A 13451-nucleotide genomic window follows, 5' to 3' on the forward strand; every position below is an offset into this window, starting at 1 on the left:
TGCTTGCGCTGGATCAGGACGACGGCACTTTATCTGCTTAGTTGTTTCAACATCACATCCTGCCTGCTCGGCAAAATTACGATTTCTTTACGCCTGGTCCATCTTCATATCTAGAGACTTTACAGCCCTTATTTCTACAGTAGCCCGTCACTCACAAACAAAGGACAACAATCGTGAACTGGCTACTGCTGTGTTTATCTCTGGCGCTCTTCGCATATCTGGCCGTGGCAATGTTTGCCCCGGATAGATTCTAGGGGGCCGCATGCTGGATATTTTTATCATCTGTTTACTGGCGCTGGGCCTCGCCTGGCCCTTAGGTCACTATATGACCGGTATATTTTCCGGTCAGCGGCACTTTACCGATACCTTGTTCAACCCGGTTGAACGTCTTATCTACAAAGCCATTGGCGTTAATCCCAATCTGGGCATGACGTGGAAATCTTACGGTGCGGCGTTTTTACTCAGCAACCTGGTATTGGGGATTCTGGCCTTTTTGTTGCTGAAGTTTCAGCATTTACTGCCTATGAATCCCGATGGTATCGGGCCTTTATCCTGGGACTTGGCACTGCATACTGCGGTGTCGTTTCTGACCAATACCAACCAACAACACTATTCAGGCCAGGCGCAATTGAGCTATCTGTCTCAGGGCTTTTTGATTGTGACCTTGCAATTTGTCACGCCGGCAATGGCACTGGCGGTGTGTGTGGCCATATTGAGGGGCATGCTGGGAGGCAGAAACAAACGCAGCGCGGCAGAAGGCGAGGCGCGGGACTTGGGTAACTACTATGTGGATCTGGTGCGCGGCGTGCTGCGCTTGCTGATCCCCCTGGCTACCATTGTCGCGCTGTTGCTGTCCTGGCAAGGGGTACCGAGCAGCTTCGAAGGGGCGCAAAAGGTACAGACCTTAGACCCGGCAGCGCCTATTGCTCAGCAGCAGGTACCTATTGGGCCTGTGGCGGCCATGGTCTCCATCAAACAGCTTGGCACCAATGGTGGCGGCTGGTATGGCCCCAACAGCAGCAATCCGCTGGAAAATCCAACCCCGGTCAGTAATGCCATTGAAACCATTGCCCTGGTGTTGGTGCCTATGGCCGTGGTGTTTATGGCCGGTGGTATGCTCAGACGTAAATCTTTCAGTTGGATGTCGTTGGCGGCCATGGGGGTACTGAGTGTGGTGTTTATTGCCGCCACTGTGTACAGCGAGCTGCAGCCTAACGCGGCCTTTGCCGGTCAGGCCATGCACGGGCCCAATATGGAAGGCAAAGAAGTGCGCTTTGGCCCGGAACTGTCGGCCTTGTGGGGCACTTTTACCACCCAAACCTCCAATGGCTCGGTCAACGCCATGCACGACTCCTTTAACCCCATTGGCGGCCTGATGACTCGCTCCGGCATGCTGATCAGTGCCATCTGGGGCGGTATTGGCTGTGGTTTTGTCAATTTTATTGTGTACGTGTGGATTGCGGTGTTTTTATCCGGTTTGATGATCGGCCGCACCCCAGAGATCTTCGGCCGTAAAATTGAAACCCGGGAAATTACCTTGCTGGGGAGCCTTATCGTGCTGCCAACCCTGTGTGTTTTGGTACTGACGGCTATCACAGTGGCCATACCGGCCCTCACTGGCAACAGTAACCCCGGCTTTCATGGCATTTCCCAGGTTTTCTATGAATACACTTCGGCCTTTGCCAATAACGGCTCGGGTTTTGAGGGGCTGGGCGATAACACCCCCTGGTGGAATGTCAGTTGCGTGATTGCCTTGCTCCTGGGCCGCTACCTGCCGCTGTTTATTCCACTGGTGATTGCCGGACGAATGGCCGCCAAGCGCGTCAGTCCTGTTGGTAATGGCAGCCTCAAGCTGGAAAGCCCGACCTTTTGCATCACGCTGGTGGCCGTCATTCTGATCCTCAACTTCCTGTCTTTCTTACCTGCTGCGGTTATGGGGCCGATTGGCGAAGCCCTTGAACTGGCAACGATCAGTGTGGAGCAATAATTATGAAGCATAAGACAACCCAGGCACTTGGCCAAAGCGCTTATCAACAAGCGGCGCTGGACGCCCTAGCCAAGCTGTCATTTAAGAGCATGGCGGGTAATCCGGTGATGTTTGTGGTGCTGATTGGCACCTTGTGTACCGCCCTAATTACCTTGCAAAAGCTGATAAGCGGCGCGGCTTTTGGCTTTGAGCTGATAACCACCCTGGTACTGCTGTTTACGGTATGGTTTGCCAATTTTGCCGAGTCTGTGGCCGAAGCCAGAGGGCGGGGGCAGGCCGCCAGCCTGAAATCTGCCAGAAAGTCTTTACAGGCCAGGCGTATTAATGGCGACAAAGAAGAGATGCTGGTGGCCACCGGGCTTGCCAAGGGCGATAGGGTCAAAGTGCTGGCCGGTGAATATATTCCCGCTGACGGTGAGATTATCCAAGGGGTGGCCACGGTTAACGAGTCGGCAGTCACAGGTGAATCGGCCGCGGTGTTAAGAGAAGCCGGAACCGATCACTCCAGTGTCATCGGCGGCACTAAGCTGCTTAGCGGTGAAATTGTGCTGCTGGTGGCCAATGATCCCGGTCATAGCTTTCTGGATAAGATGATTGGCCTGGTGGAAGGCGCTAAGCGCCAGAAAACCCCCAATGAAACGGCCCTGACCGTGCTGCTGGCAGCCCTGACCCTGGTGTTTTTACTGGTGGTGGTGACGCTGGTGCCTATGGCGTCGTTTAAGGGCGTAGCGCTGAATATCACTATGCTGATTGCCTTACTGGTTTGCCTGATTCCCACCACCATAGGCGGCTTATTGCCGGCCATAGGTATTGCCGGTATGAACCGCGCCTTGGCGGCCAATGTGGTGGCTAAGTCAGGTAAAGCGGTGGAAGTGGCGGGGGATATCGACACCTTGCTGCTGGATAAAACCGGCACTATTACCTTTGGCGATCGCCAGGCAACTGCATTTCTAAACGTACAGGGTGTCTCCGAGCAGGCGCTGTTGAATGCCGCGGTGCTGTCGTCGCTGCAGGATCCCACCCCTGAGGGCAAATCGGTTATTCAACTGGCCGAGCAAAAGGGCTTTATTACTCCCGCCACGCCCAAAGACGCTGAATTTCTGCCATTTTCGCCGAAAACCCGGGTGTCCGGCATTAAGTTGGGGGCGGGACAGTGCATTAAAGGCGCCAGTGACGCGGTGAAAGCCTGGGCCGGACAGCATCAGCTTACCTGGCCACATGATGCAGACGGCCTGGTACGCAGCGTGGCGCAAAAAGGCGGTACGCCGCTGGTGGTGGCTACAGAAACCCAAGTGCTGGGTGTAATTGCCCTGAGTGATGTAATTAAACCTAGGGTAGCGGCACGTTTTGCCAAACTGCGGGCACTGGGGGTACGCACTGTGATGGTTACCGGCGATAACCCGGTTACCGCCAGTGTGATAGCCGCAGAAGCCGGTGTGGATGACTTTATTGCCGAGGCTAAACCCGAAGACAAACTGGCACTGATTCGCGAGGAGCAAGGCAAAGGGCGCTTGGTTGCCATGGTGGGTGACGGCACTAACGATGCCCCGGCACTGGCACAGGCTGATGTGGGCCTGGCCATGAACTCGGGCACTCAGGCCGCCAAAGAGGCCGGCAATATGGTGGATCTGGACTCGGATCCGGCTAAATTGCTGTCGGTGGTGGAAGTGGGTAAGCAGCTGTTAATTACCCGCGGCGCGCTAACCACCTTCTCGCTGGCCAATGACGTAGCCAAGTATTTTGCCATTCTCCCGGCAGTATTTGCCGGTGCGTTACCGGCCATCGCCGCCCTGGATTTTATGCAGTTGCATAGCCCGGTATCGGCGGTGATGTCAGCCCTTATTTTTAATGCCCTGATTATTCCCGCCTTGATTCCGCTTGCGCTTAAGGGCATCAAACTGCGCCCCATCAGTGCAGAAAAACTGCTGCGTAACAATATGTTGGTGTACGGCCTGGGTGGCTTGTTGCTCCCTTTTGCCGCCATCAAGGTCCTGGATCTGCTGATTAGCACCTTAGTTTAGGAGAAAGCCATGAATGCCACTATTCAACATCCAACCTTTGCCCAGCATATGCTGACCGGTCTTCGGGCCGGGCTGACCTTACTGGTGCTATGCGGCGGGGTATATACCGGCGTGGTTACCAGTGCTGGTAGCACTTTATTTAGCCATCAAGCCACCGGCAGTTTGCTTAATCAAGGCGAGCGGGTGATTGGCTCTGAATGGGTCGCGCAGCCCTTTGTTAGCGATAGCTATTTTCACAGTCGCCCCAGTGCGGTGGATTATGACCCTACCGCCACCGGCGGCAGTAACCTGGCTCCCAGTAATCCCGAGCTCAGAGCCCGGGTGATAGCACAAAGCGCCGACATTCAGCGCAAAGAGGGCGTAAGCGCCGAGCAGATCCCGGTGGATATGTTATCCACCTCGGGCGCGGGCCTGGATCCGCATATCAGCCCCGAGGCGGCCATGTTGCAGGCCCCCCGCGTAGCCAGGGCCAGACAGTTGCCGCTGGAGCAAGTGCAAAACCTGGTAGGGCAAGCTATTGAAGGACCGCAATGGGGCCTGTTTGGCCAGCATCGCGTCAATGTACTTAAGCTCAATCTGGTGCTGGATAAGCACCAGGTGTTTTAAATAAAGGAAGCATTATGTCTTGGATTACATTTACACGTTTTTCACTGCCGTTAAGCCTGACCTTGGCTTTTACTGCCCAGGCCCAGCAATGGCAAAGCCAGGCCAATCTGACCTTGGCCAGCGACTACCAATTTCGCGGCATTTCCCAAACCGACCAAGGCCCCGCCATTCAGGGCGGCATTGATATTAGCCACACCCAAGGCTGGTATCTGGGGGTATGGGGCTCCAATATCGAATTTGGTCAGGGCAGTATGGAGCTCGACTGGTATGCAGGCTGGTCCGGCACCTGGGAAAATGGTTTGCAAACGCGCCTTGGGCTGATTCACTACAGTTACCCGCAAGGCAACGACGAGGGGGCTGAGCAGGACTACAGCGAGCTGCAAGGCACGCTGTCCTATGCAGGTTTCACAGCGGGGCTGGCAATATCGCCTGATTACTTTGGCGCTGGGGTTGAAGATTACCAATACCTGCATTTGGGGTATGAAGCGGCCCTGACCGACTGGCTGGGGCTGGCTATGCATGTTGGCCACAATCAGTTTGAAAGTGCTGCTGAGATGGCGCAGTTTTTAGGCGCAAGCGTCGCTGGCAGGGATGACAGCTATCTGGACTGGCAGGTGGCGCTAAGCACGGAGTTTGAACAATATGGCAGTGTAGCCCTAAGCTACGTGGATACTGACTTAAACGCCAACCAATGTCTGGACATTTGTGACAAACGCTGGATACTGAGCCTGTCCAGGAGCTTCTAAGTATGAATTCCCCCAATCCGACCCAGCAGGCCGACGCCATTCTTCATCGTATTCAGCAAAACGGCACAGGTAAACTGACCGTATTTCTTGGTGCTGCGCCCGGCGTAGGTAAGACCTACGCTATGCTCAGCGCCGCCCAGGAATCTATGCAGCGCGGCGTGGATGTGCTGGTCGGGTTGGTGGAAACCCACGACAGGGCCGATACCCAGGCGATGTTAGACGCCTTACCGCAACTGCCGCGTAAAGCGTTTGAATATCACCACACCAGCTTGTCGGAATTTGATTTAGACGGCGCACTGGCGCGTAAACCCGCCTTGATACTGGTGGACGAACTGGCGCATACCAATGTGCCAGGCAGTCGCCATAAGCGCCGCTATCAGGATATTGAAGAGCTGTTAAACGCCGGCATTGACGTTTATACCACGGTCAATATTCAGCACTTGGTCAGCGTTAATGATCTGGTTTTACAGATCACCGGGGTGCGGGTGCGCGAAACCGTGCCCGATGATTTTTTTGATAACGCCTATGAGATTCGCTTTGTGGATCTGCCCCCGGCAACCCTTATAGAGCGCTTGCAACAAGGCAAAGTGTATCTGCCCGAGTATGCCAGAAGCGCCCTGGATGCCTTTTTCAGTGCCTCGAATCTCACGGCTTTGCGTGAACTGGCCATGAAAAAGGCCATAGAGCATGTTGATGCCAGCTTGCTTTGTGAGCTGGATGCCAGTGCCAAAGGCACAGATTATGTACTCAAAGACAAGCTACTGGTGCTTATCAGCAACAATGCGGATCATCAGTATCTGGTACGCATTGGCCGGCAAATTGCCGAGCGTCGTCAGGTGCCCTGGGCGGTGGTATGGGTGGATACCGGCAAACCTCAGACCCAGGCAAAACGCAAACGATTGAACGATACCCTGGCGCTGGCTGTTGAGCTGGGGGCAAAAACCGAAGTACTGCGTGGCAGTAATACCTACCAGAGCATTTTGCCCTATATTGAGGCGCGCCGGATAAATACGGTGCTAGTCGGGGCAGGGCAGCGACGACGGTTATTATGGTGGCAAAAACGCCTTTATCAGCGTCTGGTGGAGTGCGGCTTGCCGCTGGAAGTCACGGTTTATCACGCCCCTGGTACAAATATCTCGCCCTCACATAAGCCTGAGCAATTAGCCCGTTCTGGCTTGGGAGATTTTCGTGGCCATCTGTTTGGCTTACTGGCGGTGGCGCTGGCCAGCCCCCTGGCCATTTTGCTGCAAAGCTGGCTAAGTAGCGGCAATTTAGTGCTGCTGTATGTGATGGCGGTACTGACCATAGGGCTAAAGTTTGGCGCCCGCCCGGCCATGGCGACGGCAATCTGGTCATTTCTCAGCTTTAACTTCTTTTTGACCGCACCCACTTACAGCCTGAATGTATATAGCCAGGATGATATCGCTACCCTGATATTTCTGGTTAGCATCGGTATCTTAAGCGGACCGGCCGCGTCGCGGATCCGCCATCAGTTCTTATTGCTACGCGAGTCTAACCGTTTTGCCGAAACCTTGCGCGAGGTGGCTCAGGCGCTGTCGGTGGCCGATGATGCCAATGCTTTGTGGCGCACGGTGACCGGAAAAATCTCTGCCATAGTCGGGGTGCCTTGTTATGTGGTGCTACCGGGGCAAAACGGCGAAAAACACTATATCCCGGCGCTGGACGCGCCTTTATCGGCGTTGGATGAAGGCGCGGTGGACTGGTCGCTAAAACAGGGCAAATCAGCAGGTCGGCACACCGACACCTTAAGCGGCGCGGCGCTTAGCACCTTTGTTGTGGAGCAGGATAACCAAGCCGCGGCGGTAATTATGTTGCAGTGGCGCAGCGCAGAAAGCCAGTTAAGCCCTTTTGACCGTGAGCTTATCCAGGCCATTTTACAGCAAAGCGCCAATACCTGGCGGCGGGTGCAACTGGTGTCAGATCTTGAATCGGCCAGGGTTAAAACCGAAATGGAGCAGTTACGCTCAGCCTTGTTATCTTCGGTGTCGCACGACCTCAAGTCACCGCTTTCGGCCATGATGGGCGCCGCCGAGAGCCTTAAAGTGTTGAATAAACAGCTAACCGATGCGGACAGAGACGAGCTGCTCGACGCCATTATGCAAGAAAGCCGCAGACTGGATAGTTATATTCAAAACCTGCTGGATATGACCCGCCTGGGGCATGGCACATTGAAAATTGAGCGGGACTGGGTGTCTGTGGACGATATTATCGGCAGTGCCGTAAACCGCCTGAAACGCTATTTTCCAGCCGTGGTCACTGAATATCAGCGCCAATCCGAGGAGCCACCACTACTCTATGTGCATGCGGCGCTGGTTGAACAGGCACTTTTTAATATTCTTGAAAATGCCGCGCGTTTCAGCCCCGAGGGTGAACCCATAGGTATTAGTCTGACGGTCAACGAGCAGCGCAGTATTATTGCTATTGAGGACAGCGGGCCGGGGATCCCGCAAAACCAGCGCGAGCAAATCTTCGATATGTTCTATGTGGTGGCTGATGGCGATCAGAAAAAGCAAAATACCGGCATGGGTCTGGCAATCTGCAAGGGCATGATAGGCGCGCATGGCGGCACAGTGCGGGTCGGGGAGCGAACCAGGGGCACTGGTACTCGTTTTGAAGTGGAACTGCCGTTAGACTACCCGGCTTTGCAGATGTCTCAATAAGGTGTTTCCGTTGGCCAGCAAGATAGTTGTCATTGATGATGAAGTGCAAATTCGCCGTATGCTGCGTATTGCATTAGCCAGTGAAGGTTATGAGGTAACCGAAGCCGAAGACGGCAGCCGGGGTATTGCGGCAGTGGTGCGCCAGCAGCCGGACTTGGTGATCCTGGATTTGGGCTTGCCGGACAGAGATGGCCACAGCGTATTAGATGAGCTGCGAAGCTGGTCTACGGTGCCGGTTATTGTGCTCTCGGTCAGAAATCAGGATAAGGAAAAAGTCGCGGCACTGGATGCCGGGGCGCAGGATTACGTGACTAAGCCCTTTAGCGTGCAGGAATTGCTGGCCAGGGTACGGGCCAACTTGCGCGATCATCTAAAACCAGACACCACGCCGGTACTTGATGATGGTGCTTTGTGTGTTGATTTGAGAAAGCGCCAGGTATGGTTAAATCAACAGCCGGTAGACCTGACCCCCAAGGAATACGCGGTGCTGTCTAAGCTTGCCCATGCGCCTAACTGCGTGATCACCCAAACCCAGTTATTGAATGAAATCTGGGGGCCGGTGCATCAGGAAGATACCCATTATCTGCGTATTGTGATCAGCCATTTGCGGCAAAAACTGGGGGATGATCCGGGAAATCCGCGTTATGTGCGTACCGAATCCGGGGTGGGTTATCGCTTTTGCATGGATGTGTAAGGTTGCATAAAAAAGCCCGCGAGATATACGGGCTTTTATAAACAGCAGCTGCCGTTATCAGGGCATTGAAAATGCCCCTGGCAGCAGCTCATCCACCCGCCAGCTCTGGCTGGACTCGCTATCACAAGTGGCAATAATCTCAGCGTCAGGGGCAAAAAACTCCACAATCACCTGGCGACAAGCCCCGCACGGGGAATATAAGGTCTCACCCGGCATATAAATCAGTAAGCTGTCGAATTCCGTGGCTTGCTTGCCCTGGGCTATCGCGCTGAAAATGGCCGTGCGTTCGGCGCAGTTGCATAAGCCGTAGCTGGCATTTTCCACATTACAGCCACTGATCAGACTGCCGTCTTTTAACTTCAGCGCTGCGCCAACCGGAAAACGGCTGTAAGGTACATAAGCTCTGCTGGCGGCCTGTTTAGCGACGTTATACAGCTGCATAAATGCACTAGGCAGGGTTGGGGAAGGGCTCATAAGGACACCTCGTCGCCCTCATTTAAGATAAGCAGGGGCACCTGGCTGTCTAACTTATCGTACATGGCCAGCAGCCTAAGCAGCGGTGAATGTGAGCTGATATCGCCCATGCCCCAACTGGCATTACCATAGCCCCAGGGGATCATGCTTTTACAGCCCAGTTCCTCGGCGGCAATCAGCGCATCCTCCGGGGTGGTATGCACATACCGATACCAGGTGCCTTGTTCTTCGTGGTGGTAAGAGGCCACGGGAATTAAGCAGATATCTATATCGCCAAAGCGCTGATGAATATCGCTAAAGTGGGGGGAATAACCCGTGTCACCGGCAAAAAACAACGTTTTGCCCTGATGCTCAATCAGCCAGGCACTCCAAAGCGCTTTTTCATTGTCATCATATAAAAACGGCACCCAGATACGGCCATTGAAATGATGGGCTGGCACTGAATGTATGGTGGTTTCACCAAGGGTTTTACTGGCGTACCAATCCATTTCATTGATGGTATAGCCGCCCTGGTCAAAATACTCGGCGCTGCCCAGGCCAACAAAGTATTCGGCCTGATTACCAATGGCCTCAATATCGGCTTTATTGAAATGGTCGTAGTGTAAATGCGAGTAAAGCACCGCGCGAGTCTGACTTAGCTGCTCGGCTTCAGGCCAAAATCCGGGCTCCCGGCGGGCGTCGGCAAACCAATCGGCGGCCCAGTCTACCGGCCAATCAAAACCTTGGCTAACCGGGTCGAGTAGAATCTGTTGGCCATCCGGTGTGTGTACTACAAAACTGGCATGGCCCAGCCAACGCAAGGTAAAGCCGGCGTTAGTGGTAATGGTTTGCGGGCCAGTATAACGGCAATCTTGCCCCGGCGTTTCACACAGCACTTGCTGATGGGCCGGATAGCAGTCATCCTCACAGGTAACCGGATAGGTCTTTTTACCTGGATAAAGATTACCGTACCGGCCATCTGAGAGAAGTTTAGCCACCGGAATGTCGCCGGTTATCTGTTGTACATGGTTGCTTGTGCAGGCCGACAGCAAGGCCGCCAACCCAATAAGAGACGTCTTATACTTCATTCATTGTTGTTTTAGTTCTAACGGCCGGACAGTTTAAAAAGCATCCGGCGCGCTGCCAAGCAAGATGTTTAAAAAAATGTAACAAGCAACGTCGCCATACCCAGGATAAATCAGCCTATTTGGCTTTGGGCCTAAAGGCATTGATCACCGACTCATTGCATTGCAAGTAAGGGCCATCCATCAGATCCAGGCAATAGGGCACCGCCGGGAATACCGCATCTAGGCATTGGCGAATGGCCTTAGGTTTGCCGGGCAGATTGATAATTAAAGACTGGCCGCGTAAGCCTGCCGTTTGACGCGACAGAATTGCCGTTGGCACATATTTCAGGCTTTCCATCCGCATCAGCTCGCCAAAGCCCGGCATCATACGATCGCATACCGCTTCGGTGGCTTCGGGGGTAACATCACGCTGGGCCGGGCCGGTACCGCCGGTGGTCACCACCAATGCGCAACCTTCTTTATCCACCAGGGCTTTAAGCGCATCTTCGATCAACGGCTGCTCATCTTCAACCAGACGATACACCGGCTCCCAAGCGCTGGTTAGATAATTGTTCAGGGTGTCAATGATGGCCGGACCCGACAAGTCCTCATATTGGCCTCGGCTGGCCCGATCGCTGACGGTTAGAATCCCAATTTTGGCTGGTTGTGACATAGCGCCTCCTTGAATTTTAGGCCGCCTAGCTTACCCGCCAGGCTTGGCGATGCCAACAGCAGCCTGAACGCAATGTGGGTAGAGGACAAATTGCCTAATACATAAACACGACTAACGGCTAATTCTTTTGTCATTGAGTCTAAGGCGGCAGCGGCGTAATCTTGCAACACAGGTTATTAAGCTGGAAACCACCATGAGCGACAGTGGACGTATTAAACCCTATTCGGCCCCGGCCGCAGGCTGGGGCGCGCTGAAAAGTGTCACTAAAGCCTGGGTAAGCAGTGAAAAACCACTGAAGAACCTCAGGGCCATGCTCAAAACCAATCAGGACCAGGGCTTCGATTGCCCCGGTTGCGCCTGGGGGGAGTCGCCCGAAAAGCATATGGTGAAGTTTTGTGAGAACGGCGCTAAGGCGGTGAACTGGGAGTCTACCGGACGTTTGGTGACACCGGCCTTTTTTGCCAAACACGCGGTCAGTCAACTACGCAAGCAAAGCGATTACTGGCTGGAATATCAAGGCCGTATAACTCATCCCATGCGCTACGACGCGTTAACCGATCACTACATACCAATCAACTGGGACGAGGCATTTGCCCTGATTGCTCGCCATTTGAACGGGCTGGAGTCGCCTAATCAGGCAGAGTTTTACACCTCCGGCCGGGCCAGCAACGAAGCCGCGTACTTGTATCAGTTATTTGTTCGCGCCCTTGGCACCAATAATTTTCCAGACTGCTCCAATATGTGCCACGAGGCAAGTGGCCAAGGCATGGCAAGTACCATAGGGGTAGGCAAGGGCACTGTGGTGTTTAGCGACTTTGCCAAAGCCGACGCGATTTTTGTTATAGGCCAGAATCCTGGTACCAACCACCCTCGAATGCTGGAACCCTTACGAGAGGCGGTTGAGCGCGGCGCCCAGGTGGTGTGCTTTAACCCGTTAAAAGAGCGCGGTTTACAGCGTTTTCAGCACCCGCAACATCCTCTTGAAATGCTCAGCAATGGCTCTGAACCGACGAACACCGCCTATTTTTGCCCCAAATTAGGTGGTGATATGGCGGCCCTGCGCGGTATGGCCAAGTTTTTACTGCAGTGGGAGCGTGAGGCGCAAGCAGACGGGCAATCACCAGTATTTGACCATGAGTTTATCCAAGCCCATACCCAGGGGCTGGATGCTTATCTGGCCGAAGTGGATGCCACATCCTGGCAGCATATTGTTGAGCAGTCAGGGCTTTCTCAGGCCGATATTGAACTGGCCGCCAACATGTTTTGCCGCGCAGATAAGGTGATAATGTGTTGGGCCATGGGCATTACCCAGCATAAGCACTCCGTGGCCACAGTACAGGAGATTGTTAATCTGCAGTTGCTGCGCGGCAACGTAGGTAAACCCGGCGCGGGATTATCGCCGGTGCGCGGTCACAGTAACGTGCAGGGTGACAGAACCATGGGCATCAATGAAGTGCCGCCCGACTGGTTTTTGGATGCCATTGAACAACGTTTTCAGTTTCAGGTACCACGCCAGCATGGCCACAATACGGTGCAGGCCATTCAGGCGATGGAAGCCAGGCAAGCCAAGGTATTTATCGGGCTTGGCGGTAACTTTGCTCAGGCCACACCCGACACGCCCCGTACTCATGCTGCGCTGCAAAACTGTGACTTAACCGTACAAATCAGCACTAAGCTGAATCGCTCGCATCTGACAACCGGCCACGATGCGCTGATCCTGCCTTGTTTAGGGCGCACTGAAGTGGATATGCAGGAATCCGGTCAGCAAGGCATTACCGTGGAAGACACCTTTTCTATGGTGCATTTGTCTTATGGCCAATTGCCACCTTGTTCTGAGCAGCTTCGCTCGGAACCGGCTATTGTGGCCGGTATAGCAAAAGCCACCCTGGGCAATCATCCGGTGAATTGGCATGAGCTGATTGCTGATTACAGTCGGATCCGGGATCTGATTGCCGATACTATTCCGGGGTTTGCTGATTTTAATGTCAGATTACAACACCCCGGCGGTTTTCATTTGGGTAATGCCGCGGCCGAGCGGCGCTGGAATACTCAAAGTGGCAAGGCCACATTTGGTCAAAGCCCGTTACCCAGCCAATTGGTGAATGACAAAATCCTCGCCAGAGGCGATAAGCCGGATTTGATCCTGCAAACCCTGCGCTCACACGATCAATACAACACCACTCTGTATGGGCTGGATGACCGTTATCGTGGTGTATTCGGCCTGCGTGAAGTGCTGTTTGTTAACGAGGAGGACATTCAGCGTTTGGGTTTTGCTGCCGGTGATAAAGTGGACATCGTATCGCTTTGGGAAGATGGCCGGGAGCGACGAATTAGCAGTTTTGAGTTGGTGGCCTACGATACGCCAAGCGGCCAGGCTGCTGCCTATTACCCGGAAACTAACCCATTAGTGCCGCTGGAAAGTTATGGTGACGGCACCTATACGCCGACCTCCAAATTTATCGCCATTAAATTAGAAAAATCAGCGCCGGATAAGCGAATTGCGTCAGCCAAGGTATAGGCAGA

General features: G+C 54.0%; 11 protein-coding genes. 8 read left to right on the forward strand and 3 right to left on the reverse strand.

Annotated elements, in window-relative coordinates; all coding sequences use genetic code 11:
* Nucleotides 1-173 precede the first annotated feature (173 nt).
* From kdpF to IEX02_RS10505, 7 genes are read left to right on the forward strand one after another with little or no spacing between them, the layout of a single operon-like run.
* Nucleotides 174-254 (forward strand): K(+)-transporting ATPase subunit F, encoded by an 81-nt coding sequence (kdpF, locus tag IEX02_RS20580; protein ID WP_373285001.1) that lies wholly within the window; start codon nt 174-176, stop codon nt 252-254.
* Nucleotides 255-262: 8 nt separating this feature from the next.
* A complete protein-coding gene (gene kdpA, locus IEX02_RS10480) occupies nt 263-1987 on the forward strand; it encodes a potassium-transporting ATPase subunit KdpA (protein ID WP_188694432.1) in 1725 nt (574 codons plus the stop codon).
* 2 nt (nt 1988-1989) lie between these two features.
* Nucleotides 1990-4008, forward strand: a complete 2019-nt coding sequence (gene kdpB, locus IEX02_RS10485) for a potassium-transporting ATPase subunit KdpB (protein ID WP_188694435.1) — start codon at nt 1990-1992, stop codon at nt 4006-4008.
* A gap of 9 nt (nt 4009-4017) precedes the next feature.
* Entirely contained in the window at nt 4018-4614 is a 597-nt protein-coding gene (gene kdpC, locus IEX02_RS10490; protein ID WP_188694438.1) for a potassium-transporting ATPase subunit KdpC, read from the forward strand.
* A gap of 14 nt (nt 4615-4628) precedes the next feature.
* Entirely contained in the window at nt 4629-5360 is a 732-nt protein-coding gene (locus IEX02_RS10495) for a TorF family putative porin (RefSeq protein ID WP_188694441.1), read from the forward strand.
* Between the two features lie 2 nt (nt 5361-5362).
* Nucleotides 5363-8041 carry an ATP-binding protein gene (locus IEX02_RS10500; protein ID WP_188694444.1) on the forward strand — a complete coding sequence of 893 codons (2679 nt, stop codon included), beginning with the start codon at nt 5363-5365 and terminating at the stop codon, nt 8039-8041.
* A gap of 1 nt (nt 8042) precedes the next feature.
* Nucleotides 8043-8735, forward strand: coding sequence for a response regulator (locus IEX02_RS10505; protein ID WP_229702180.1), 693 nt, complete (start codon nt 8043-8045; stop codon nt 8733-8735).
* A gap of 57 nt (nt 8736-8792) precedes the next feature.
* Here IEX02_RS10505 and IEX02_RS10510 read toward each other — a convergent pair whose 3' ends face one another.
* The 3 genes from IEX02_RS10510 to mog form a co-directional block, all read right to left on the reverse strand.
* Complete coding sequence (locus IEX02_RS10510; protein WP_229702181.1) at nt 8793-9209, reverse strand: cytidine deaminase; 417 nt, start codon at nt 9207-9209, stop codon at nt 8793-8795.
* A complete protein-coding gene (locus tag IEX02_RS10515) occupies nt 9206-10276 on the reverse strand; it encodes an MBL fold metallo-hydrolase (protein WP_188694450.1) in 1071 nt (356 codons plus the stop codon). Before IEX02_RS10515 ends, IEX02_RS10510 begins: the two co-directional genes overlap by 4 nt.
* Nucleotides 10277-10391: 115 nt before the next feature.
* A complete protein-coding gene (gene mog, locus IEX02_RS10520) occupies nt 10392-10928 on the reverse strand; it encodes a molybdopterin adenylyltransferase (RefSeq protein WP_188694453.1) in 537 nt (178 codons plus the stop codon).
* Nucleotides 10929-11121: 193 nt separating this feature from the next.
* On the opposite strand from mog, the gene IEX02_RS10525 reads away from it, so the two are divergent.
* Nucleotides 11122-13446, forward strand: coding sequence for an FdhF/YdeP family oxidoreductase (locus IEX02_RS10525; RefSeq protein ID WP_188694456.1), 2325 nt, complete (start codon nt 11122-11124; stop codon nt 13444-13446).
* The last annotated feature ends 5 nt before the right edge of the window (nt 13447-13451 follow it).

This window comes from Bowmanella pacifica (assembly GCF_014645355.1).
GTDB classification, from domain to species: Bacteria; Pseudomonadota; Gammaproteobacteria; order Enterobacterales; family Alteromonadaceae; genus Bowmanella; species Bowmanella pacifica.

Excerpts from the sequence above, each read along its gene's own strand:
- kdpB (WP_188694435.1), top strand. The coding sequence starts at position 1,990 with ATGAAGCATAAGACAACCCAGGCACTTGGCCAAAGCGCTTATCAACAA.
- mog (WP_188694453.1), bottom strand. The coding sequence starts at position 10,928 with ATGTCACAACCAGCCAAAATTGGGATTCTAACCGTCAGCGATCGGGCC.
- IEX02_RS10515 (WP_188694450.1), bottom strand. The coding sequence starts at position 10,276 with ATGAAGTATAAGACGTCTCTTATTGGGTTGGCGGCCTTGCTGTCGGCC.
- IEX02_RS10510 (WP_229702181.1), bottom strand. The coding sequence starts at position 9,209 with ATGAGCCCTTCCCCAACCCTGCCTAGTGCATTTATGCAGCTGTATAAC.
- IEX02_RS10525 (WP_188694456.1), top strand. The coding sequence starts at position 11,122 with ATGAGCGACAGTGGACGTATTAAACCCTATTCGGCCCCGGCCGCAGGC.
- IEX02_RS10495 (WP_188694441.1), top strand. The coding sequence starts at position 4,629 with ATGTCTTGGATTACATTTACACGTTTTTCACTGCCGTTAAGCCTGACC.
- IEX02_RS10500 (WP_188694444.1), top strand. The coding sequence starts at position 5,363 with ATGAATTCCCCCAATCCGACCCAGCAGGCCGACGCCATTCTTCATCGT.
- kdpA (WP_188694432.1), top strand. The coding sequence starts at position 263 with ATGCTGGATATTTTTATCATCTGTTTACTGGCGCTGGGCCTCGCCTGG.
- kdpC (WP_188694438.1), top strand. The coding sequence starts at position 4,018 with ATGAATGCCACTATTCAACATCCAACCTTTGCCCAGCATATGCTGACC.